Origin of the sequence: Mycoplana dimorpha (assembly GCF_003046475.1) — a bacterium.
GTDB lineage: Bacteria > Pseudomonadota > Alphaproteobacteria > Rhizobiales > Rhizobiaceae > Mycoplana > Mycoplana dimorpha.
This window is the reverse complement of the sequence record NZ_PZZZ01000005.1, coordinates 167645-189127: the sequence shown is the minus strand read 5'-3', so window position 1 is coordinate 189127 and position 21483 is coordinate 167645. Positions and strand designations below refer to the sequence as shown.

Sequence of the window (21483 nt, the reverse complement as noted above, 5' to 3'; positions counted from 1 at the left end):
CAACTGCTGGTTACCGTCGAAAAAATTGCAGAACGTCAAGCCGCGTGGCGCTCTTTGCCGCGCCCGAGCCGCCGACCCGAGGCGACGACAATGCCGACCGCCCCGTTCAGCCAGCCCTCCTTCAGCTCAAGTGCCAGGAAGCGATGGCGCTCGAAGGGGCCGGGCATGACAAGGTGGCACGCCTTCTGCGCGAAGAAGCCGAAGCGCTCGTAGTAGGGAGCGTCGCCGACGAGAAGCACGGCGCCATGGCCGCGGCCGGCAGCCTCGGTGACGGCGGCGCGCATCAGCGCCGAGCCGATGCCCTTGCCCTCGTGCTCCGGGTCGACCGCAAGCGGTCCGAGCAGCAGGGCCGGCACCGAATTGCCCGAGGCGTCGACGCCCGCCTCGACGTTCCACAGCCGGACGGTGCCGATGACATGGCCGTCCGGATCGCGGGCGACGAGCGCCAGCCCCTCAGCCGGCACCCGGCCGCAGCGGAGCTTCTCGGAGGACTTGCGAAACCGCCCCTCGCCCATGGCGCGGTCGAGCAGGCGCTCGCGCGCGACCACGTCGCCGGCATTTTCCGGCTCGATGGTGAAGGCGGTCTCTGTGAAAAAGGCGCGAACAGAGCCAAGAACAGTGGCCATTGCGGCCTCCCGAACGTCAATTGCCGCCACAAGCGGTCATCGAAACTGGCTGTGATTGGCGCTCCCGCCTGTCGCGGGAGCTACCTGGATCGGTTCAGATCAACCGGTTCAGATCACGAAGGCCTTCAGCGGCTCGAAGCCGTTGAAGGCAACGGCCGAGTAGGTCGTCGTGTAGGCGCCGGTGCCCTCGATCAGCACCTCGTCGCCGATCGAAAGGGTGATCGGCAGCGGGTACATGTTCTTCTCATAGAGCACGTCGGCCGAGTCGCAGGTGGGGCCGGCGAGCACGCAGGGCTCCATCGTGTCCTGGTCGCGCGCCGTGCGGATCGGATAGCGGATCGCCTCGTCCATCGTCTCGGCGAGGCCGCCGAACTTGCCGATGTCGAGGAACACCCAGCGGTGCGCGTCGTTGTCGGACTTCTTCGACACCAGCACGACCTCCGCCTTGATCACCCCGGCATTGCCGACCATGCCGCGGCCCGGCTCGATGATGGTCTCGGGGATGTGGTTGCCGAAGTGCTTCTTCAGCGCCCCGAAGATCGCCTGGCCGTAGGCCTCGGCGGTCGGCACGTCCTTCAGGTACTTCGCCGGGAAACCACCGCCCATGTTGACCATCTTCAGCTGGATGCCCTGCTTGGCAAGCTGCACGAAGACGCGCTTGGCATCGGCCAGCGCCGAATCCCAGGCGTCGACCTTGGTCATCTGCGAACCGACATGGAACGAGACGCCATAGGAGACGAGGCCGAGCTGGTGGGCATAGACGAGCACGTCGACGGCCATCTGCGGCACGCAGCCGAACTTGCGCGACAGCGGCCACTCGGCCCCCTCGCCATCGGTCAGGACGCGGCAGAAGACGCGCGCGCCGGGGGCGGCACGGGAGATCTTCTCGACTTCCTCATGGCTGTCGACGGCAAAGAGCTTGACGCCGAGCGCGTGGGCACGGGCGATGTCGCGCTCCTTCTTGATCGTGTTGCCAAAGGAGATGCGATCCGCCGTCGCACCGGCATCGAGCGCCATTTCGATCTCGGCGACCGAGGCGCAATCGAAGGCGGAGCCCATGTTTGCGAGAAGCCGCAGGATCTCCGGCGCCGGATTGGCCTTCACGGCATAGTAGATCGCGCTGTCCGGCAGGGCATGACGGAAGGCGGTGAAATTGTTGCGCACCACGTCGAGGTCGACCACGAGGCAGGGGCCGTCCGGTCGTCGCGTGTTCAGGAAGTCGATAATGCGTGCAGTGGTCATCTTGCCGTTCCCCGTGAACAGATGCTCCGGCAAAACCGGAGGACAAAGGGCGACGCGAACATGCTATGGATCCAGCCGGTGGAGACCCCGGAACCAGGCATGCGCACGATGCGCCAGACGATGAACCCGAGCCCGCCGAGGCTCGGATTCGGCTTTGTCTGCCATGGATTGGAGGGGATGACCCAACCGCACTTCCGGCAATGAAGGTGTGCCTCTTCAGTAACCCCGGCTGATGGAGAGCCGGCAGACACCAGAAAGGCCCGCACCGTCGTTGCTTCAAGATGTCCTCGCATTTCCCGGTTGGCCGGAATAGCGACTGGAGCGGTTAGATCCAGGTACCTTACCGATGATCCTCACCAAATCGAGGGTCGGCGGACACCCACAGGCACGTGCGACTTTGGGCAAGCGCGGAAATAGGGAGATTCCCCGTCGCAATCAAGAGTTTTTCGCTGTCGCTATTGAATTTTTTTCGCCAGCCTACGACATTCCAGCTGCCTCGGCCCACGCCCCGCCGTGACCGGGCGCCCGCAAGGAAGGACCAGGACTTACATGGATACGCTGACCCGCATTCGCGCCTATATCGACGTCGTGGATGCGGAAGGTTTTTCAGCCGCCTCGCGCAAGGTCGGCAAGTCCAAGGCGCTCCTGTCCAAGTACGTGCGCGAGCTCGAGGACGAACTCGGCGCCCTGCTGCTCAACCGCACGACGCGCCAGTTCTCGATGACGGAAGCCGGCCACACCTACTACCGGACCGCCTCGGAAATCCTCAAGGAGATCGACAACCTCGCCGACCTCGTGCGCGAGAACAACACCGACCTGAAGGGCCGGCTGAAGATCTCGGCGCCGCGCACCTTCGTCGACGCCGAAATCGGCCAGTCGCTCATCGATTTCGGTCGCGAGCACCCGGAGTTGTTGCTGGAGATCGTCTCCGACGACCGTTTCGTCGACCTCGTCGAGGAGGGTTTCGACGTCGCCATCCGCATCACGCGGCTGGAGGATTCCATGCTGATCGCCCGCAAGCTCGGCGATTTCCACCTGAAGATCTGCGTTTCGCCCGATTTTCTGGAGCGCACCGGGCCGATCGCCCACCCCTCGGAGCTGTCGCGGCTGCCCTGCGTCATCGACACCAACGGCAAGTCGCACAGCAACTGGCGCTTCGTCGACGCCAAGGGCACGGGCTTCAGCGTGCCGGTGACCGGTCAGATCGAGGTCAACAGCCCCTCATCGGCCGTGCGCGCCGCCGCCAGCGGCCTCGGCATCGCCCAGGTGCCGGAGTTCATCGCCCGCTCTGGTCTCGAGAACGGCAAGATCGTCTCGATTCTCGACGACTACCTGCCCTCGGATCGCGGCATCTACGCCATCTACCCGCACCGCCGCTATCTGCCCGCCAAGGTGCGCACCTTCGTCGATTTCCTGCATGCCTGGTTCAAGAAGAACGCCAACGACGCCGAGGCGCGGCACTGACCGTCGCCGGGCGCGACAATTCGCGCTCGGCCGAAATCCCAAATCCGGCCCAATTGCGATACATTCGGTGGCGAATCTGCTCCCTGGCGAATCCCGCCAGCCTGACACGAGAGGAAGCCCCCGCGCATGAAGCCCGCCCTCCTTCGGCTAGCAGGCCCCCTGTTCGCAGGCACCGTCTGGCTTGCACCGGGTGTCGCCCTCTCCCATCCGCACATATTCGCCGAGGCGCGCCTCGAGGTGGTCGCCGGCGACGACGGCACCATCACCGAGCTGCGCAACGTCTGGCGTTTCGACGAGATGTTCTCGTCGAGCGTCGTCCTTGATTTCGACAACAACTCCAACCTCAAGCTCGATCCCGACGAACTGGCAGAGGTCGGCCAGGTCGTGCTCGAGTCGCTGGAGGAGTTCAGCTACTACACCTCCATCACCGAAGACGGAAAGAGCGTTAAGGTCGGCAAGCCGGAGGCGATCAACGTCGACTACCAGGACGGCCAGCTGCTGATGTTCTTCACCCTCAAGCCCGGCCAGGCGATGCCGCTGAAGGGCAAGCTGACGTTCGGGGTCTATGACCCGACCATGTATGCCGCGATGGATTTCCCCACCGACGACGACCTCGTCGTCATCGGCGAGAAGTTCGCCGCCTGCAAGCGCCAGGTGGTGCGCCCCGATCCGGACGAGGTCCTTTCGCAGAACGGCGGGACGCTCACGGCGGATTTCTGGAACGACCCGACGGGCAACGACATGAGCAAGCTCTTCGCGACGCGGCTGGAGGTGACATGCTGAGCTGGCAGACTGCACGGCGCATTGCGGCGGTGGCCGCGCTGCTGACGCTTGCCGGATACGGCATCGCGCACGCCCAATCGCCGCTCGGCATCGGCAGCGCCGAGCCCGGCCTGGCGCCGACCGGCGGTATGCTCGGCGGCCTCTTTGCCTGGATCAACAGCGAGCAGCAGGCCTTCTACCGCATGCTGACGGGCGCGCTGAAGAACATGCGCGACAATCCCTGGGCCGCCTCGACGCTGGTCGGACTGTCGTTTGCCTATGGCGTCTTCCATGCCGCCGGTCCCGGCCATGGCAAGGCGGTGATTTCCTCCTACATGCTGGCGAACGAGATCGAGCTGAAGCGCGGCGTGCTGCTGTCCTTCCTCTCCTCGCTGCTACAGGGCGTCGTCGCAATCCTGCTCGTCGGCGCAGCCTATCTGGTGCTGCGCGGTACCGCCATCTCGATGTCGGAGGCTACCCGGGCGCTTGAGACCGCCAGTTACGCGCTGATCGCCGCCTTCGGCGCCTGGCTGCTCTATTGCAAGCTCTGGAGCCGGAACCGGCGCCTTGCGCCCGTGGAGGTCTATGCCATGGCCCGGCACGGCGAAGCTGCGGGGCATGACCGCCGCCACGCCCAGGCCGGCCATGATCACGACCATCACCACCATGACCATCACCATGATCACCATCATGGCCACGCCCATGCGATCGGGGAGGTATGCTCGACCTGCGGCCATTCCCACGCCCCGGATCCGGCGCTTTTGAAGGGCGAGCGCTTCGCCCTGCGCGAGGCCTGGTCGGCCATTATCGCGGTGGGCCTGCGGCCCTGCTCGGGCGCGCTGATCGTGCTGTCCTTCGCGCTCCTGAACGGGCTCTATCTCGGCGGCATCCTGTCGGTGCTGGCCATGTCGATCGGCACCGCGATCACCGTCTCGATCCTCGCCACGCTCGCCGTGACCGCCAAGGGAGCGGCCATGCGCTTTGCCGGCGGCGGCAGCGCCGCCCTTCGCGTCGGCAATGCCATCGAGATCCTCGGCGCACTGCTGGTTCTAGTCTTGGGACTGGTGCTGCTGGGCGCCTCGCTGCAGGCCTGAGGGCCCGCGGGCGCGTTATTCGCGCCCGCGCTGGTAGCGCGCCCTGAGCCAGAACAGCAGGAAGAAAGCCAGTACCAGAGCCGCGCCCACGGCGGCTGCGAGCCACGGCGAGATGTTGCCGAGCGCGATCATCACATCAGGCAGAACGAAGAAGGCGAGCCCGGTGACGAGCAGGATGACGGCGGCGGCGATCGCGGCGGACCGGCTGCCCTTCTGGTCATGGTCGCTCATTGCCCGCTCGTCTCCTTGAGTTCGGCGCGGATGTCTTCCAATCGGCGCCTCTGCCGTCCCTGCGCATCGAAATTGTCGTGCGCCAGCCAGGCCTCGAACGCCTTGGCAAGCAACGGCCATTCCCCGTCGATCATCGAAAACCAGGCGGTATCGCGGTTGGCGCGCTTGGAAAGCATGTGCTGGCGGAACACGCCCTCGAAGGTGAAGCCGAGGCGCCGCGCCGTGCGCTTGCTGGCCTCGTTGTCGTTGTGGCACTTCCATTCGTAGCGGCGGTAGCCGAGATCCTCGAAGACGTGCCGTGCCAGCAGGTATTGCGCTTCGGTCGACAGCGGCGTTGCCGACATGGCCGGCCCATGCGCGATGCCGCCGATCTCGACGACACCGTTGGCCGGGTCCGGGCGCATGTAGTGCGCCATGCCGACGACCTCCCCGCTTGACTTGTCGACGATCACCTCACGCACCCAGCCGGAGCGGATCACCGCCTCGGACCAGGCATCGAAATCCTCGATGCCGGAAAAGTCGTCCTGCGTGAAATATTTCAGAAGCGGGTTGATGCCCATTCCGCCGAAGGCGTTCCAGAGCGCTGCGAGGTGCTTGTCCCGTTCGTAGGGTTCGATGCGGACGAAGCGCCCCTCGAGCTTCACCGGCGCCGGCGCCGGGCAGGGTTTCCAGTTGCTCAGGTCGCGCATCGTGCCTCCTCCCAAACATGCAAGCAAGACGCCCGCCCCGTCAAGTCCGGGAAGGCGCCGGCCCAGCCATAGGCCAGAGCCGGCAGCGACACAAATGCAAAGTGGTGATGGGACCGATCAAGCCCACGGGCCTGAAGGCGCTGGCGGACTGGCCGGCGCCTTGGCCGTCGCCACCGTAGCCTCGATGTGTTCGACCAGCGCGTCCGGCAAGCCGAGGCGGCCGGCAAGCAGGTCGAGGTAGCCGCGCTCGGCCCGGCTGTCGGGCTCGATCGTCAGCCGCGAGGCGGTGTAGAGCTCGACGCGCTGCTCCTCCGTGGTGGCGGCCGCGACGATGCTGTCGAGATCGATCGGGGCGGCCAGTTCCTGTTCGAGGAAGGCGGCCGCATCGCCGCCGATGCCCGACACCTTCAGCTTGTCCATGATGTGCGCCCGCTCGGCGTCGTCGATGTGGCCGTCGGCGCGCGAGGCGGCGATCATCGCCCGCACCAGCACGAGCGCGAAGTCGTGGCTGACGGCTTCGGTTTCGAAGCCGGAATTTGCCGGCGGCGGCAGCAGCTCCGGCTGCTTCCCGGCGGCAGCGGGCTCGGCCGCCGGCGCCTGTCCGGCCTTGTAGTTCTGGTAGGCCTGGTAGCCGAGGCCGGCGATCGCCGCCAGGCCGCCGAGCTTCAGTGCGGAGCCCGCGACCTCGCGGCCGCCCTTGGTGCCGAGCAGGACCCCCACGATCGCACTGGCGGCCAGCGGATTGTCCTTGGCCATCTGCCCCACCTGGCCGGCGCGATCGCGCACCGTGCCCCCGGCGCCGGGGATCTGCGAGCCGAGAAACTGGTCCAGCAACTTCTTCGCATCAAACATCGCATCTCTCCTAGCCGTGTGTTGAAACGGAAAGAGACATAGGAACGCGACGAACCGAATACAAACGCGCCGCCCGAATTGCGGTCGCCTGTCACCTGTCACCGGTGGGGCGGCGATCATCGGCCGGCCTGACGCGTCAGCCCTTCAGGGCGGCGGCCTCGGCGGCGAGCCGGGTGATGCCGGCCCAGTCCTCGCGGGCGACGAGTTCCTTTGGCGCGACCCACGAGCCGCCGACGCAGACGACGTTCGGCAGCGTCAGATAGTCCCTGGCGTTGGCAAGCGAGATGCCGCCGGTCGGGCAGAACAGCGTTCCGGCGAGCGGCGAGGACAGCGCCTTGAGGTAGGCAGCACCGCCGGCCTGCTCGGCGGGAAAGAACTTCAGAACCTCGTAGCCATGCTCGCGCAGCACCATCGCCTCGCTGGCCGTTGCCGCCCCCGGCAGCAGCGGCACCGCCGACAGGGCTGCGGCATCCAGCAAGTCCGGCGTGCTGCCGGGGCTGACGATGAACTGCGCTCCGGCCGCGACAGCCTGGTCGAACTGCGCGGCATTCAGGATCGTGCCGGCGCCCGCGACGGCGCCCTCGACCTCGTTCGCCACCCGCCGCACCGCCTCCAGCGCCGCCGGCGTGCGCAAGGTGATCTCGATCGCCTTCAGCCCACCCGCCACGAGCGCGCGTGCCAGCGGGACCGCACTTGCGGCGTCGTCGACCACGAGCACCGGAACCACCGGCTGCAACTTCAGCACGGACAAGAGCTTTTCGGTTTTGCTGTTCATCGCGGCACCTCTTAAAACGATTGAAATGGTGCGGGTGCAATACTCCCTCCCCGCGGCCATGTCGAGCGAAAACCTCCTTATCCGGCTAATGAATATCGGGACTGCTGCGCCTCCGCTCACCTTGTCACGGCCGCCTCATCGTGTAGAATTTTATTGCCTACCCTCCACCATGCGAAAGCGAGTGGGCATGGCCAAGGAAATCGAGAGAAAGTTTCTGGTATTGGGAACCTCGTGGCGGCGGCTTGCCAACGCCGGCGTTTCGATCCGGCAGGGCTATCTGATCGCCTCGGACGAGCGGTCGCTGCGGGTTCGCGCCTATGGCGACGGGCGCGCCTGCCTGACGCTGAAGATCGGGCATACGGCCATGGCCCGCGATGAATACGAATTCGACATCGATCCGGCGATCGCCGAGGAAATGCTGAGCCAGTCGATCGGCACAGTGATCACGAAGGTTCGCTACGAGGTCGTTCAGCAGGAATTCACCTGGGAAATCGACGTCTACGGAGGGCGCCACAGCGGTCTCGTCGTCGCGGAGGTGGAACTCGAGAGCGAAGCGGATCTCCCGGCCATCCCCGCATGGATCGGGCGCGAGGTGACAGGTGACGAACGCTATTCCAACCAGGCCCTGGCCCTGTCCGAAGGAGCATGCCAATTCGCCGATGAGCCGCACGATCAAACCGGATGAACCGCTCGACAGCGAGGTCCGGCGCATTGCCTCGCACTACCTCGGCCGGGCGAGATCCCAGCTCGAGGACCAACCGGAGGGGCCGCACGAGGCGATCCACACCGCCCGCAAGCAGTTCAAGCGCATCCGAAGCCTCTACCGTCTGGTGGCGGCGGCCGACAAGGCCTTTCAGAAAGCCGAGAACGAGCGCATCGGCGCGATGGGGCGCAGCCTTTCCGCCAGCCGCGACGCGACCTCGCTCGTCGAGACGGCGCGCCGCCTGGCCGGGGCTGCCGCGACGGCGCAACAGCACATGGCGCTCGAACGCGTCCACCAGCGGCTGGTCGAGCGGCGTGACGCCCTTGCGGCCACCGCCGCGATCGACGATCTCATCCGCCAGGCGATCACCACCTGCGACGAAGCCGAACAGGCGCTGGATCGTTTCCGGTTCGGCGACGGCCACAAGCGCGCCGCCGAGATCCTCGGCCGGGGCTGGTACAAGACGGGAAAGCGGGCCGCGCTCGCCCTCAGGCTTGCGCGTGAATCCGGTGCGGCGCAGCGTTTTCACGATCTGCGCAAGCGGACGCAGGATCGCTGGGTGCATTGCCGTTTCCTGGCCGAGGCCTGGCCGGTGGCACTGCTGGGCACACGCACCCAGGCCGGCCGACTGGTCAAGCTTCTCGGCGAGAACCAGGACATCGCCCTGTTGAGCAATTTCACGGCTACCGACCCCGACGGAATCGGCCCGAAGGACCTGGCGCACCTGGTCGCCGTCATGAGCACCGAACAGACCCGGCTGCGCGAGGAAGCCCTGCCCCTTGCCGCCACGCTCTTTCCGGACGACGCCAGGCAGGATGCCGAACGGATCGCGCTGCTGTGGCGGCACGCCGGCTGAGCCTCGGCCTGCCGCGAACCGGCCGATTGCGCCTGCGTTCGCAAAGCTGTATTCCAGCCGCCATGATCAAGATCCCGACCGCCGATCCGAGCCCGAACGAGGCAGCGTACCTCGTCGCCGCCCTCTACCACTTCGTCTCCGTGCCCCGCTTTGCCGACCTGCGGGCACCGCTGCAGGCGTTGTGCGAGGAAAACGGCGTGCGCGGCACGCTGCTGCTCGCCCATGAAGGCATCAACGGGACGATCGCCGGCCCGGAGGCCGGGGTGCGGGCCGTGCTGTCCTTCCTGCGCGCGCAACCGGAGTTCGCAAGCCTCGAGCACAAGGAAAGCGGCGCCGCTGAAATGCCGTTCCTGCGCATGAAGGTGCGGCTCAAGAAGGAAATCGTCACCATGGGGGTGGAGGACATCGACCCCAACCGGGTGGTGGGCACCTATGTCGCGCCGAAGGACTGGAATGCGCTGATCTCCGATCCGGACACGATCGTCATCGACACGCGCAACGACTACGAGACGGCGATCGGCATCTTCAAGGGCGCCGTCGATCCGCAGACCAAGACGTTCCGGGAATTCCCCGAATGGGTGCGCAACCACACCGGGCTGCACAACAAGCCGAAGATCGCCATGTACTGCACCGGCGGCATCCGCTGCGAGAAGGCGACGGCCTTCATGAAGGAGCAAGGCTTCGACGAGGTCTATCACCTGAAGGGCGGCATCCTGAAATATCTGGAGGAGGTGCCGCCGGAAGAAAGCCTGTGGGAGGGCGCCTGCTTCGTCTTCGACGAGCGTGTCTCCGTCACCCACGGCCTCGAGGAGGGCGAGCACACCCTCTGCCGCGCCTGCCGCCATCCCCTGACCGCCGAGGAAGTCGCCGCGCCGACTTACGAGGCCGGCGTCTCCTGCCCGCACTGCCACGACAGCCGCACCGAGCAAGACCGGATTCGCTTCCGCGAAAGGCAGAAGCAGATGGACCTGGCCCGCCGGCGCGGCGAGCGGCACCTCGGCAAGTAGCCGGGTTACCGGGCCGGCAATTGTAATCACGTCTTGTCGACGACGACTGCATGCCGAGGCGGCGCGGCCGCGCGCTGCCGGTGTGGAGGCGTGGCTGCCGGGACCGCGGCGTCAACGCCTCGTTCGATCGCCCCGGCAAGACGGACACATCAGGGGTGGAGAAATGCGATCGGCTTCCTATTTCGAAGGAAAGCGGCTGTGGACAGGGCCGACCGGCTTCGAAACGAAAGGGACACGCGATGGCGAAGAACACGATCTGCCTCTGGTTCGACAAGGATGCCGAGGCTGCGGCCCGCTTCTACTGCGAGACTTTTCCGAACAGCAAGGTAAGTGCCGTACACCGTGCGCCGAGCGACTACCCCTCTGGCAAGGCTGGCGACGTGCTGACGGTCGAATTCACCGTTGCCGGCATTCCCTGCCTTGGCCTGAACGGCGGCCCCGCCTTTACGCATAGCGAAGCCTTCTCGTTCCAGATCTCCACCGACGATCAGGCGGAAACCGACCGCTACTGGAACGCCATCGTCGGCAACGGCGGCCAGGAGAGCGAGTGCGGCTGGTGCAAGGACAAGTGGGGGATTTCCTGGCAGATCACGCCGCGCGTCCTGATGGAGGCGCTGGCAGCCGGCGGCGCAGAAGCAAAACGCGCGTTCGATGCGATGATGACGATGAAAAAAATTGACGTCGACGCCATCGAGGCGGCGCGGCGGGGGTGAAGCTCAGAGCGGCGCCGCGGGCCAAAACGCTCCGGAAGCAGGTCGGCCGGCGTGCCTGCCCGATGTCTCCCTGGAAAGCGGCAACCGTCGGCCAGACGGTCAAAGAACAGAACCTGAAAACACTCCCAGCTCGCAAACAGCGATCGCGCGACGGGCGGCGGAGGCGCAACGCTGCGCCGCCGCCGTTCTGCACTGAAGGTCTTGGATCCCGAACCAGTTCCCGCTTCGGGAGACAGGTTCTGAACGCCACGCCGCTTACGCTCTGGCGCGCCCGCCGGCGATCAGACCTTGACCCAGGCGCCGTTCCTCTTCGAAGACTGCACGCAGGCCTCGACGAAGATCATGCCCTTCAGGCCATCATCGACGGTCGGATAGAACACGGCCGGATCGACCTTCGTGCCCTGCCGCTTGGCGAGGATGGCGCGGGCGGCTTCCGTATAGATGTTGGCAAAGCCCTCGAGGTAGCCCTCCGGATGGCCGGAGGGTATGCGGGAAACGCGGCCGGCGGCCGCATCCGAGCCGGCGCCGTTGCGGGTCAAAAGCCGCTTCGGTTCGCCGAAGGGGCTGTGCCAGAGATAGTTCGGGTCGGTCTGCACCCATTCCAGGCCGCCCTTGGTGCCGTAGACGCGGATTTTCAGGCCGTTCTCGTTGCCCGGCGCCACCTGGCTGCACCAGAGCATGCCCTTGGCGCGCACGCCGTCCTTCTCCGCAAAGCGCATCATCACATGGGCATTGTCGTCGAGCTGGCGGCCGGGCACGAAGCTGTCGAGGTCGGCGGCCAGTTCCTCGAGCTCGAGGCCCGAGACGAAGCAGCCGAGATTGTAGGCATGGGTGCCGATGTCGCCGGTCGAGCCGCCGGCACCCGATCTTGCCGGATCGGTGCGCCAGGCCGCCTGCTTCTGGCCGGTCTGCTCGATGTTCTCCGTCAGCCAGTCCTGCGGGTATTCCATCTGCACCAGCCGCACCGGGCCGATCACCCCGTCCTGCACCATCTGCCGCGCCTGGCGCACCATCGGATAGCCGGTGTAGTTGTGGGTCAGCACGAACAGCGCGTCGCTTTCGTCGGCGAGCTTCTTCAGCTTCCTTGCGTCGGACAGTGTCGAGGTCAGCGGCTTGTCGCAGATGACATGGATGCCGCGCTTCAAGAATTCCTTCGCCGCCTCGTAGTGCACGTGGTTGGGGGTGACGATCGCCACCGCCTCGATGCCGTTCTTCAGCCTTGCCTCGCGGATGGCCATCTCCTTGAAGCTGCCGTAGCAACGCGCCGGATCGAGCCCGAGCTCACGGCCCGAGGCGATCGATTTTTCCGGCGTCGACGACAGCGCGCCGGCCACGAGTTCATAGTGATCGTCGAGCCGGGCGGCGATGCGGTGCACCGCGCCGATGAAGGCGCCGGCGCCGCCGCCCACCATGCCGAGCCGGATACGCGGCTGCCGCGCCTCGACAACACTTCCTTCAATTGCCATTCCGTTTCCTCCTTGCCTTTCCCCGCGCGGGGCTGGATCATCTTCAATCATGCGCCTGGGTCAAATCAGGCTCCGGTACGGGGGAGCTGACGTCGTCGCAGCGGCCCGACTGCGGTCGGGACCTGGCTTCCCTCCAGGCCGTTCAATCCGGGATCAATGCGGTCGCCGCGGCGGCCGCATCCATTCTTCCATCCGCGAGATCTTCTCCATGCCTTTGCTCAACCCCATCCTTGCCCACCCGATCACGGCACCTGACGGTACGGTCATCAGGAACACCGTCTATCTCCGCAATGTCATCGACCACCCCAGGATCGAGGTCGGCGACTATTCCTATGCCAGCGACTTCAGCTGCCCCGACGACTGGGCCGCGACGCTTGCCCCCTATCTCTTCGACTTCAGCCGGGAGAAGCTCGTGATCGGCCGCTTCGTGCAGATCGCTCACGGGGTGCGCTTCGTCACCAGCTCGGCGAACCATCCGATGGACGGCTTGACCACCTATCCCTTCCGCATCTTCGATCTCGCCGCGACCGGCGGCTATGCCGACCTGCCCTTCAAGGACACCGTGATCGGACACGACGTCTGGCTCGGCCATGGCGCGCTGGTCATGCCCGGCGTCACGATCGGTGCAGGCGCTATCATCGCCGCCGGCGCGGTCGTCACGCGCGACGTCGAACCCTACACGATCGTTGCCGGCAATCCCGCCGCCCCCGTCTGCAAGCGCTTCGACGATGATGTGACCTCTGCCCTCCTCGAGATTGCCTGGTGGGACTGGGATGCGGCGAAGATCGAACGCAACATCGCTGCGCTCGAACGTGCCGATCTCGCTGCCCTCCGGGCCGCCTGACGCCTCAAATCCCCAGCATGCGGCGGTTGGCGGCCTCGTCGGTGCCGGCGCCGGCAAAGTCGTCGAAGGCTTTTTCCGTCACGCGGATGATGTGGTGTCGGACGAACTCCGCCCCCTCGCGGGCGCCGTCCTCGGGATGCTTCAACGCGCATTCCCACTCGACGACGGCCCAGCCGGCAAAATCGTTCGCCGCCATCTTCGAGAACACCGCGCCGAAATCGACCTGGCCGTCGCCGAGCGAGCGGAAGCGTCCTGCCCGGTTCACCCAGCCTTGATAGCCGCCATAGACGCCCTGCCGGCCGGTCGGGTTGAACTCCGCGTCCTTGACGTGGAACATCCGGATGCGGTCCTTGTAGATGTCGATGTTGTCGAGATAGTCGAGGCACTGCAGCACGTAATGCGACGGGTCGTAGAGCATGCAGGCCCGCGTATGGTTGCCGGTGCGCTCCAGGAACATCTCGTAGGTGATGCCGTCGTGCAGGTCCTCGCCCGGATGGATCTCGTAGCAGACGTCGACGCCGCAGTCCTCGGCATGGTCGAGGATCGGCCTCCAGCGCCGGGCCAGCTCGTCGAAGGCGGTCTCGACGAGGCCGGCCGGGCGCTGCGGCCAGGGATAGACGAAGGGCCAGGCGAGCGCGCCGGAAAACGTCGCGTGTGCGCCGATGCCGAGGTTCTTCGACGCCGTCAGCGCCAGCTTCACCTGCTCGACCGCCCAGGCCTGCCGCGCCTTGGGATTGCCGCGCACCTCCGGGGCGGCAAAGCCGTCGAAGGCCTCGTCATAGGCCGGGTGCACGGCAACGAGCTGGCCCTGGAGATGGGTTGAGAGCTCGGTCACCTCGACGCCGTTCTCCCGTGCCTTGCCGGCGAACTCGTCGCAGTAGGTCTTCGATTCCGCCGCCTTCTTGAGATCGATCAGCCGGCCGTCCCAGGACGGTACCTGCACGCCCTTGTAGCCGATGTCGGCGGCCCACTTGGTGATCGAATCCCAGGAGTTGAACGGCGCCGTGTCGCCGGCGAACTGCGCCAGAAACAGCGCCGGTCCCTTGATCGTCTTCATCTCGTGCTTCCTCCCATCGCGGGCCTTTGCGGGTGCCGCGCCTTGAATTTTCCGTCTGCGGGCGTGAGGCCCGATTTCGCGCCCATGAAACGCTGCTGAAGCTGACGATGTTTCCCGGGCAACGCCGATCGTCCCGATGGGGAACGATCGGAGAGTATGAATCGCCCGGGCGTTTCCGCCCGGGCGGCGGTCATCCGGTCCGGATCAGAACGGCGATTCCGGGAAGTAGAAGTCCTTGGCGTTGTCCTTGGTGATCAGCGTCGCGTCGATCGTGTAGACGCCGCGCACCGGCACCTGGCCGAAGAAGTTGGCGGCGGTCATCTCGAGCGCCGTGCCGACCATCGCCGGCGGATAGAGGACGTCGACCGGGATCATCTTGTCGCCGTCCATGACCTTCTTGATCATCTCCTTGGAGCCGGCGCCGGCAACGACATACTGGATGTCGGTGCGCTTGGCCTGGTCGATCGCCTGCAGCACGCCGACGGCCATGTCGTCGTCCTGGCACCAAACCACATCAATCTTCGGATACTTGGTCAGGTAGTCCTGCATGACCTTGAAGGCGTCGTCGCGGTTCCAGTTACCGTACTGGCGGTCGAGAACCTTGACGTTCGAGCCTTCGATGCCCTTGTCGAAGCCGTCCTGGCGCTGCTGGTCGATCGGGATCGGCAGGCCGCGGATGACGACCACTTCGGCGTCCGGCGTCGTTGCCTTGATGTACTCGCCGGCGGTCTGGCCGAGCGCCGGGTTGTTGCCGGCGACGTAGAGGTCGCGCACCGAGTTGTCGTTGACCGACGGCGCGCGGTCGACGAGCGCGACGAACGTGCCCTTGCCCTTGACCTCCTTGATGGCGTTGACGAGCGGATCCGGGTCAGTCGGCAGGATGACGAGCGCGTCGATGCCCTGCGTCTCGAGGTCCTGCACGGCGTTGGCCTGGCTGGCCGGATCGGGCGAGGTCTTGACGATGACGTTGAGGCCGGGGTGCCGCTCCATCAGGAGCTTGGCGACGCGTTCGGCATGGAAGACGACGCCGGCCGTCCAGCCGTGGTCGGCGGCGGGAATCGAGACGCCGATGGTTACATTCTTGTCCTGGGCGTGCCCGATGCCGGCGAAGGCTGCCACGGCCGCAACCGTCAGAGCCAGAAATCTCTTGCGCATAAATACCTCCCAAAAAAACAGGTCAGTCCACGATGCCGGGAGACCTGCAGACCCGGCCCGAGCATCTCCGTTTCCCTCCGAGAACCGGACATGCTCCGTTCCTTTGCTTGCCGCAATTCCGGACGGTTGTCCGGAATTGCCTGGCTCACGACTTGCGCACCAGCGAGCGCTGGACGAGCATCGCAATGATGATGATCGCACCCTGGATGGCGCCGATCAGGTATTCGCTGACGAAGTTCGACAGCAGCATGATGTTGCCGACGAGCTCGAGGATGAAGGCGCCGCAGATCGTGCCCCAGACGCGGCCCGCGCCGCCCTTCAGCGCCGTGCCGCCGACGACGACGGCGGTGATCGCCTGCAGCTCCCACAGGATGCCCGTAGTCGCCGAGGTGGAGCCGAGGCGCGGCACGTAGAGAAGGACCGCGACGGCGACGCACAGGCCCTGGATGACGAAGGCGATGGTGCGCACGCGGTTGACGGCGATGCCGGAGTAGCGCGCCACGTCGCTGTTGGAGCCGACGGCAACGACGTGCCGGCCGTAGCGGGTCCGGTAGAGCACGAAGGCGGCGACCGCGGTAACGGCGAGGATGACGACGATCGGCACCGGCATGCCGAGGATCGAGCCAAAATAGGCCGGCCGGTACATCTCCTGCAGTTGCGGCTCGCGCAGCGTGATCGCGCCGCCCTGGGAGAGCCAGGTGGTGAGGCCGCGGTAGATGCCCATCGTGCCGAGCGTGGCGATGAAGGGCTCGATCCGGCCGACCGTGGTGATCAGCCCGTTGGCAAGCCCGCAGGCGGCACCGGCGGCGACCGCAAAGGCGACTGCCGCCGCCAGCATCAGCGCCGGATCGGCGATGGCACCGGAATTCATGAACAGGATCATCAGGCTGGCGATGAAGGCCACCATCGCCCCGACCGACAGGTCGAGGTCTCCGGCCGAGATCACGAAGGTCGCGCCGACGGCGATGATGGCAATGAAGGCGCTGCGTGTGGCGACATTGGCGAGGTTGTTGACGCCGATGAAGTTCGGATTGACCATCGCCCCGATGATCAGGAGCAGGGCAAGCGCCGCAAAGGGCGCCACGGCCCTGAGATCGACATCGCGCCAACTGCGGCGGCGAATTCCGTTCTGGCTGCTTTCCTCGTTCACGCTCATATCCAAGTCCAACCTCCCGTCCCGCTCCAGCGAGGACCATCCTTTTTTGCCGACGTCTGCGGCGTCTGCCGTCAGGCGGCAGCCTTCTTTTTCAGCCCCGCGGCATAGCGCATGATCTCATGCTCGCTGATCTCGTCGCCCTCGAGCATGCCGACGATCTGGCCCTCGCGCATCACCGCCACCCGGGTGCACAGGCCGATGATCTCCGGCATCTCCGACGAGACGACGATGATCGACCGGCCGTCGCGGGCAAGTGCGGAGATGAAGTGGTAGATCTGCTGCTTGGTGCCGACGTCGATGCCGCGGGTCGGCTCGTCGATGATGATGATCTGCGGCTCGGTCTCCATCACCTTGGCGAGCAGCAGCTTCTGCTGGTTGCCGCCGGACATGCGCCCTGCCACGATGTTGGCGTCCCGCACCCGGATGTCGAACCGCCGCCGTGCCCTGGCAAGCGCCGCCGCCTCGCTGCCCGGGTCGAGGTAGCCGAGCCGGCTGTGACGCTCGAGCGACTGCAGGGTGAGGTTGGCCGCCATGCCGGCGTTGAGCAGCAGCCCCTTGGCCTTGCGGTCCTTGGTCATGTAGGCAAGTCCGCTCCGGTTCGCCGCATGCAGGTCGCCGGAAGGCACAGCCTTCCCCTCGACGAAGACATCGCCGGAAAGCCGCGGGCGCAGGCCGACGATCGCCTCCATCAGTTCCGTCCGCCCCGAGCCGATCAGGCCGGAAAAGCCGAGGATCTCGCCCTTGCGCACCTCGAAGCTGGCGTCGCGCACGTAGCCGGTCGAAACCGCCTCGACCCGCAGCGCGATCGCCTCGTCCACGTCCGGCTCCGTCTTGGCCGGATAGAGACTGGAGAGCTCGCGGCCGACCATCAGCTGGGCGATCGCCTCGCCGTCGAGGATCGCCGTCGGCGAGGTCTTGATCCACTGGCCGTCGCGCAGCACCGTGACCCGGTCGGTCAGCTCCATCACCTCGTCGAGCTTGTGCGAAACGAAGATGAAGCTGGTGCCCTTGTCGCGCAGCTTGCGCACCTGCCGGAACAGGATGCCGGTTTCCTCGCGCGACAGCACCGCCGTCGGCTCGTCCATGATGACGACGCGCGCGTCGCGGCTGATCGCCTTGGCGATCTCGACCATCTGTTTTTCGGCAATGGACAGCGAGGCGATCGGCGCGTTCTCGTCGACGTGGGAGCCGAGCAGGTCGAGCACGCGGCGCGTCTCGGCGCGCATGAACTTGCGGTCGAGCACGCCGAAGCGGGTCACCTCGCGGCCGAGGAACAGGCTTTCCGTCACCGTGAGGTGTTCGGCGAGGTTCAGTTCCTGGTGGATGATGACGATGCCGAGCGCTTCGGCGCCGCCGTTCGGCGGCAACTTGATCGGCTGGCCGTCGAGGAGGATCTCGCCCGAGGTCGGCTGCTCGAAGCCGGAAAGGATCTTAACCAGCGTCGACTTGCCCGCGCCGTTCTCGCCCATCAGCGCGTGAATTTCGCCCTGGCGCAGCTCGAAATCCACGCTGAACAGCACCTGCACGCCGCTGAACGACTTGCTGACGCGCCGCGCCGACAGGACGACGGGCGCCCCGTCGACAGCCTCCGGATTCATGATGTCCTCCCCTGCGGCTCTCCCGACCGCATCTGGAACGATGTAAACCTTTACAGAGCCGAATGTAAAGGTTTACATCGTGCGGTACCTGGAATTTTTGCAAGGGCGGCGTTTGACCGCCGGACAAGTCTGTGTAGTGTCCCCGCAACTTGAGCCCAAGGCAGGACGCAGTGTCGAATTCCTCCCCCGCAACCATCGAAGATGTCGCCCGAATCGCCGAAGTGTCGATCGCGACGGTGTCGCGGGCCATCCACACGCCGGAGAAGGTGGCGAAGTCGACGCGGCTGAAGGTCAACCAGGCGATCGCGGTCACCGGCTATACGACCAACGCCATGGCGCGCAGCCTCAGGCTCGGCCGTTCCAACATGATCCTGGTGGTGGCGCCCGACATCGGCGATCCGAACTTTTCCAACATCCTCGTCGGCCTGGAAAACGAGGCCCGCGCCCACGGCTACGGTGTGCTGATCGGCCATACCCAGAATGACGCGCAGCGGGGCCTCGAATACCTGAAGTTCCTCAATTCCAGCCAGGCGGCCGGGCTGATCCTGTTCACCGGCATCCTGCCCTTCGGACACCAGGCGATGACGGCGCGGCTGCCGCCCAGCGTCGGCGTCTTCGAGCCGGTCTTCAACGGCGGCATCCCGTATGTCGGCGTGGACGACATTGAAGGGGCCCGCAAGGCCGTCGACCTGCTGATCGCCGAGGGGCACCGCAAGATCGCCTTCGTCGGCGATTCGCGCACCCGGCTCGCCTACAATCGCCGGCGGATGGGCTATCATGCCGGGCTGGACGCGGCCGGGATTCCGCCGGGCGGCCGCATCGTCATGGAAGGCGACGGCACGATCGAGAGTGGCCGGCTGGCGCTCGAGCAGCTTTTTGTGCGCGACGACCTGCCGACCGCCTTCATGTGCGTCAACGACCAGACCGCGCTCGGCGTGATGATCGGACTGAAGGCGCGCGGCTACGAAATTCCCCGCGACTTCTCCGTCACCGGCTTCGACGACGTGCCGCAGGCGAGCTTCATGACGCCGTCGCTGACGACCGTCCGCCAGCCGCGCACCGCCATCGGCAAGCGCGCCATGGCATTGCTCCTGGAAATGCTGTCGGACGCGACGCCGGCCGAGACGGAGATCCTGCTTCGGCCCGACCTCGTGGTGCGCAATTCCGTGGCCGCCCCGGCACGGCAGCGCGCGACACGCTGAAGGCCCGCGGCGGAGCGGCGGCCCTGCGTGCTCGATGGCCGCAACGGCGGGGCCGGACGGTTAAAACCCGTGTGGCACCACTCCATTAGTTTCGGCTAAATTATATAGGCGATCGAGCCGGGCTGGGTTAGACTCGCCCTGGACCCTGCCGGTCCTTCGCAAAAGCAACTCTCTTTCTGGCAAGCCGATGGAGCAGAGACTCGCAGCAGTGCTGGCCGCCGACATGGCAGGTTACAGCCGGTTGATGGAGACCGACGAAGCCGGCACGATCGCCCGTCTCAGGACGCATCGAATCGAATTGATCGATCCTGCCATTGCCAAGAACAAGGGCCGGATCATCAAGACCACCGGCGACGGCATGCTGGTCGAGTTCCAGAGCGTCACCGACGCGGTGAAATGCGCCATCGAGGTGCAGCAGCGCATGAAGCGGCGCAATGCCGACGTGCCGGACGACCGTCGGATCGAATTCCGCATCGGCATCAATCTCGGCGACATCATTTTCGACGAGGGCGACATTTTCGGCGACGGCGTTAACATCGCCGCGCGCATCGAGCAACTCGCCGATGTCGGCGGCGTCTGCATAACGGCGGCCGTGGCGACGCAGATCGTCGACCGCCTCGAGGTCCCCATCGAGGACCTGGGCGAGAAGATGCTGAAGAACATCAGCCGCCCGGTCCGGCTCTACCGCATCGGCCTGGAAGGCAACGTCCTGCCGGACGCTCCGGATGACGCCGATGCGAAGCGCACCGTCTCCAAGCCCACCATCGTGGTGCTGCCGTTCAACAACATGAGCGGCCATCCCGACCAGGAGTTCTTCGCAGACGGCCTGACCGAAGACATCATCACCGAGCTGTCCCGCCGCCACGAGCTCTTCGTCATCTCGCGCAACTCCAGTTTCGTCTACAAGAACCAGCCGGTTAACATGCGCGAGGTGGCGAGCAAGCTTGGGGCGCAATATCTGGTGGAGGGAAGCGTCCGCAAGATCGGCGACCGGGTGCGCGTGACGGTCCAGCTCGTCGATGCGATCAACGATGCCCATGTCTGGGCCGACCGCTACGATCGCAGGCTGGACGACATCTTCGCCATCCAGGACGAGGTGACGGCGGCGATTGCCGCCACGCTGCCCGGGCGCGTCGAGGCTGCACAACGCGATCAGATGTCCCGCACGAAACCGGCGAACATGGCGGCCTACGAATGCGCCCTGGCCGCCAAGGTTCTGCACCACCGCGGCACGGTCGCCGACAACGTGGAGGCCCAGTCGCTGATCGGAAGGGCCATCGCGCTCGACCCCGGCTATGCCCATGCGCATGCGTGGCGGGCCTGCATCCTCGGGCAGGCCTGGGTGCACGGCTGGTGTGACGACAAGGATGCGGTCTGGACCGAAGTCGTGGCGGAGCTCGATCGGGCACTGGCGCTCGACGACAACGACGCCGACGTCCATCGCATCCTCGCCGCGGTGAACGTCAACAACAACGAGTTGATGACGGCGCGCTATCACCAGGAACGCGCCCTGTTCCTGAACCCCAACTATGACCTGGTGGTGGTGCAGCAGGGCGAGCTTCTGACCTGGCTCGGACGGCCGGAAGAGGGAATCGATTGGATCCGCAAGGCGATGCGGCTCAATCCCCACCACCCCGAGCGCTTCTGGAGCCACCTCGGCAAGGCGCATTTCGCGGCGCGCCAATATGGCGAGGCGATCGAGGCCTTCATGCACCTGTCGGCGATGGACCACGTCCAGCACGCCTTCATTGCCGCCTGCTACGGCTGGCTGGGCGACCGCATCGCGGCATCCGCCCATCTCGACAAGCTCAAGGCGATCGCCCCTGACTTCGGCATGGATGCCTTTCTGGCCACGTTGCACTACGTCCAGGAAGCCGACGTGCAGCACGTCCGCGACGGGCTCGTCAAGGCGGGTCTGCCTGAGGTTCCCCCGGCGGCCAGTGGCACCGCGACCGCCGACGCGCTGCGCGGGGCCATCGACCAGCGATAGG

At 65.9% G+C, this 21483-nt stretch carries 21 protein-coding genes; 10 read left to right on the top strand and 11 right to left on the bottom strand.

Going from position 1 to position 21483, the window contains the following annotated elements:
* Window positions 1-35 precede the first annotated feature (35 nt).
* Together C7449_RS13795 and odc2 are read right to left on the bottom strand one after the other, a co-directional pair.
* Complete coding sequence (locus tag C7449_RS13795; protein WP_108003385.1) at window positions 36-626, bottom strand: GNAT family N-acetyltransferase; 591 nt, start codon at window positions 624-626, stop codon at window positions 36-38.
* A gap of 108 nt (window positions 627-734) precedes the next feature.
* Entirely contained in the window at window positions 735-1868 is a 1134-nt protein-coding gene (odc2, locus tag C7449_RS13790) for an ornithine/lysine decarboxylase (RefSeq protein ID WP_108003384.1), read from the bottom strand.
* A gap of 549 nt (window positions 1869-2417) precedes the next feature.
* On the opposite strand from odc2, the gene C7449_RS13780 reads away from it, so the two are divergent.
* From C7449_RS13780 to C7449_RS13770, 3 genes are all read left to right on the top strand, one after another.
* Complete coding sequence (locus tag C7449_RS13780; protein WP_108003382.1) at window positions 2418-3332, top strand: LysR family transcriptional regulator; 915 nt, start codon at window positions 2418-2420, stop codon at window positions 3330-3332.
* A 126-nt stretch (window positions 3333-3458) separates the two neighbouring features.
* Window positions 3459-4115: a DUF1007 family protein gene (locus C7449_RS13775; RefSeq protein ID WP_108003381.1), complete on the top strand. Its 657-nt coding sequence runs from the start codon at window positions 3459-3461 to the stop codon at window positions 4113-4115.
* Complete coding sequence (locus tag C7449_RS13770) at window positions 4109-5188, top strand: nickel/cobalt transporter (protein WP_108003380.1); 1080 nt, start codon at window positions 4109-4111, stop codon at window positions 5186-5188. Before C7449_RS13775 ends, C7449_RS13770 begins: the two co-directional genes overlap by 7 nt.
* 15 nt (window positions 5189-5203) lie before the next feature.
* On the opposite strand, the gene C7449_RS13765 is transcribed toward C7449_RS13770, so the two are convergent.
* The 4 genes from C7449_RS13765 to C7449_RS13750 form a co-directional block, all read right to left on the bottom strand.
* The gene (locus C7449_RS13765) at window positions 5204-5419 is read right to left on the bottom strand and encodes a hypothetical protein (RefSeq protein WP_108003379.1); all 216 of its coding nucleotides are present in this window, start codon (window positions 5417-5419) and stop codon (window positions 5204-5206) included.
* Window positions 5416-6108, bottom strand: coding sequence for a GNAT family N-acetyltransferase (locus C7449_RS13760; protein ID WP_108003378.1), 693 nt, complete (start codon window positions 6106-6108; stop codon window positions 5416-5418). Before C7449_RS13760 ends, C7449_RS13765 begins: the two co-directional genes overlap by 4 nt.
* A 117-nt stretch (window positions 6109-6225) precedes the next feature.
* A complete protein-coding gene (locus tag C7449_RS13755; protein WP_108003377.1) occupies window positions 6226-6960 on the bottom strand; it encodes a tellurite resistance TerB family protein in 735 nt (244 codons plus the stop codon).
* A gap of 136 nt (window positions 6961-7096) precedes the next feature.
* A complete protein-coding gene (locus C7449_RS13750) occupies window positions 7097-7735 on the bottom strand; it encodes a 2-dehydro-3-deoxy-phosphogluconate aldolase (protein ID WP_108003376.1) in 639 nt (212 codons plus the stop codon).
* 187 nt (window positions 7736-7922) lie between these two features.
* On the opposite strand from C7449_RS13750, the gene C7449_RS13745 reads away from it, so the two are divergent.
* From C7449_RS13745 to C7449_RS13730, 4 genes are all read left to right on the top strand, one after another.
* Window positions 7923-8420, top strand: a complete 498-nt coding sequence (locus C7449_RS13745; RefSeq protein WP_108003375.1) for a CYTH domain-containing protein — start codon at window positions 7923-7925, stop codon at window positions 8418-8420.
* Window positions 8395-9294: a CHAD domain-containing protein gene (locus tag C7449_RS13740; RefSeq protein WP_108003374.1), complete on the top strand. Its 900-nt coding sequence runs from the start codon at window positions 8395-8397 to the stop codon at window positions 9292-9294. The genes C7449_RS13745 and C7449_RS13740 overlap by 26 nt, the downstream gene beginning before the upstream one ends.
* A 62-nt stretch (window positions 9295-9356) precedes the next feature.
* The gene (gene trhO / locus C7449_RS13735; protein WP_108003373.1) at window positions 9357-10301 is read left to right on the top strand and encodes an oxygen-dependent tRNA uridine(34) hydroxylase TrhO; all 945 of its coding nucleotides are present in this window, start codon (window positions 9357-9359) and stop codon (window positions 10299-10301) included.
* 239 nt (window positions 10302-10540) lie between these two features.
* Complete coding sequence (locus C7449_RS13730) at window positions 10541-11014, top strand: VOC family protein (RefSeq protein WP_108003372.1); 474 nt, start codon at window positions 10541-10543, stop codon at window positions 11012-11014.
* Between the two features lie 281 nt (window positions 11015-11295).
* Here the strand turns inward: C7449_RS13730 and C7449_RS13725 are convergent, their stop codons facing one another.
* Window positions 11296-12480 carry a Gfo/Idh/MocA family protein gene (locus C7449_RS13725; RefSeq protein WP_108003371.1) on the bottom strand — a complete coding sequence of 395 codons (1185 nt, stop codon included), beginning with the start codon at window positions 12478-12480 and terminating at the stop codon, window positions 11296-11298.
* Window positions 12481-12688: 208 nt separating this feature from the next.
* Here C7449_RS13725 and C7449_RS13720 point away from each other — a divergent pair, with 208 nt between their 5' ends.
* Entirely contained in the window at window positions 12689-13324 is a 636-nt protein-coding gene (locus C7449_RS13720) for a CatB-related O-acetyltransferase (RefSeq protein WP_108003370.1), read from the top strand.
* Between the two features lie 4 nt (window positions 13325-13328).
* Here C7449_RS13720 and C7449_RS13715 read toward each other — a convergent pair whose 3' ends face one another.
* From C7449_RS13715 to C7449_RS13700, 4 genes are all read right to left on the bottom strand, one after another.
* The gene (locus C7449_RS13715; protein WP_108003369.1) at window positions 13329-14381 is read right to left on the bottom strand and encodes a sugar phosphate isomerase/epimerase family protein; all 1053 of its coding nucleotides are present in this window, start codon (window positions 14379-14381) and stop codon (window positions 13329-13331) included.
* 204 nt (window positions 14382-14585) lie between these two features.
* Window positions 14586-15536, bottom strand: a complete 951-nt coding sequence (locus C7449_RS13710) for a substrate-binding domain-containing protein (RefSeq protein ID WP_108003368.1) — start codon at window positions 15534-15536, stop codon at window positions 14586-14588.
* Between the two features lie 145 nt (window positions 15537-15681).
* A complete protein-coding gene (locus C7449_RS13705) occupies window positions 15682-16692 on the bottom strand; it encodes an ABC transporter permease (protein WP_108003367.1) in 1011 nt (336 codons plus the stop codon).
* A gap of 71 nt (window positions 16693-16763) precedes the next feature.
* Window positions 16764-18290, bottom strand: coding sequence for a sugar ABC transporter ATP-binding protein (locus C7449_RS13700; RefSeq protein WP_108003366.1), 1527 nt, complete (start codon window positions 18288-18290; stop codon window positions 16764-16766).
* Between the two features lie 170 nt (window positions 18291-18460).
* Here C7449_RS13700 and C7449_RS13695 point away from each other — a divergent pair, with 170 nt between their 5' ends.
* A complete protein-coding gene (locus C7449_RS13695) occupies window positions 18461-19492 on the top strand; it encodes a LacI family DNA-binding transcriptional regulator (RefSeq protein ID WP_108003365.1) in 1032 nt (343 codons plus the stop codon).
* A gap of 187 nt (window positions 19493-19679) precedes the next feature.
* Window positions 19680-21482 (top strand): adenylate/guanylate cyclase domain-containing protein, encoded by a 1803-nt coding sequence (locus tag C7449_RS13690; RefSeq protein ID WP_108003364.1) that lies wholly within the window; start codon window positions 19680-19682, stop codon window positions 21480-21482.
* Window position 21483 lies beyond the last annotated feature (1 nt).

Bases quoted from the DNA above. Each gene is read 5' to 3' on its own strand.
- C7449_RS13795 (WP_108003385.1), bottom strand. From the start codon at position 626: ATGGCCACTGTTCTTGGCTCTGTTCGCGCCTTTTTCACAGAGACCGCC.
- odc2 (WP_108003384.1), bottom strand. From the start codon at position 1,868: ATGACCACTGCACGCATTATCGACTTCCTGAACACGCGACGACCGGAC.
- C7449_RS13780 (WP_108003382.1), top strand. From the start codon at position 2,418: ATGGATACGCTGACCCGCATTCGCGCCTATATCGACGTCGTGGATGCG.
- C7449_RS13775 (WP_108003381.1), top strand. From the start codon at position 3,459: ATGAAGCCCGCCCTCCTTCGGCTAGCAGGCCCCCTGTTCGCAGGCACC.
- C7449_RS13770 (WP_108003380.1), top strand. From the start codon at position 4,109: ATGCTGAGCTGGCAGACTGCACGGCGCATTGCGGCGGTGGCCGCGCTG.
- C7449_RS13765 (WP_108003379.1), bottom strand. From the start codon at position 5,419: ATGAGCGACCATGACCAGAAGGGCAGCCGGTCCGCCGCGATCGCCGCC.
- C7449_RS13760 (WP_108003378.1), bottom strand. From the start codon at position 6,108: ATGCGCGACCTGAGCAACTGGAAACCCTGCCCGGCGCCGGCGCCGGTG.
- C7449_RS13755 (WP_108003377.1), bottom strand. From the start codon at position 6,960: ATGTTTGATGCGAAGAAGTTGCTGGACCAGTTTCTCGGCTCGCAGATC.
- C7449_RS13750 (WP_108003376.1), bottom strand. From the start codon at position 7,735: ATGAACAGCAAAACCGAAAAGCTCTTGTCCGTGCTGAAGTTGCAGCCG.
- C7449_RS13745 (WP_108003375.1), top strand. From the start codon at position 7,923: ATGGCCAAGGAAATCGAGAGAAAGTTTCTGGTATTGGGAACCTCGTGG.
- C7449_RS13740 (WP_108003374.1), top strand. From the start codon at position 8,395: ATGAGCCGCACGATCAAACCGGATGAACCGCTCGACAGCGAGGTCCGG.
- trhO (WP_108003373.1), top strand. From the start codon at position 9,357: ATGATCAAGATCCCGACCGCCGATCCGAGCCCGAACGAGGCAGCGTAC.
- C7449_RS13730 (WP_108003372.1), top strand. From the start codon at position 10,541: ATGGCGAAGAACACGATCTGCCTCTGGTTCGACAAGGATGCCGAGGCT.
- C7449_RS13725 (WP_108003371.1), bottom strand. From the start codon at position 12,480: ATGGCAATTGAAGGAAGTGTTGTCGAGGCGCGGCAGCCGCGTATCCGG.
- C7449_RS13720 (WP_108003370.1), top strand. From the start codon at position 12,689: ATGCCTTTGCTCAACCCCATCCTTGCCCACCCGATCACGGCACCTGAC.
- C7449_RS13715 (WP_108003369.1), bottom strand. From the start codon at position 14,381: ATGAAGACGATCAAGGGACCGGCGCTGTTTCTGGCGCAGTTCGCCGGC.
- C7449_RS13710 (WP_108003368.1), bottom strand. From the start codon at position 15,536: ATGCGCAAGAGATTTCTGGCTCTGACGGTTGCGGCCGTGGCAGCCTTC.
- C7449_RS13705 (WP_108003367.1), bottom strand. From the start codon at position 16,692: ATGAGCGTGAACGAGGAAAGCAGCCAGAACGGAATTCGCCGCCGCAGT.
- C7449_RS13700 (WP_108003366.1), bottom strand. From the start codon at position 18,290: ATGAATCCGGAGGCTGTCGACGGGGCGCCCGTCGTCCTGTCGGCGCGG.
- C7449_RS13690 (WP_108003364.1), top strand. From the start codon at position 19,680: ATGGAGCAGAGACTCGCAGCAGTGCTGGCCGCCGACATGGCAGGTTAC.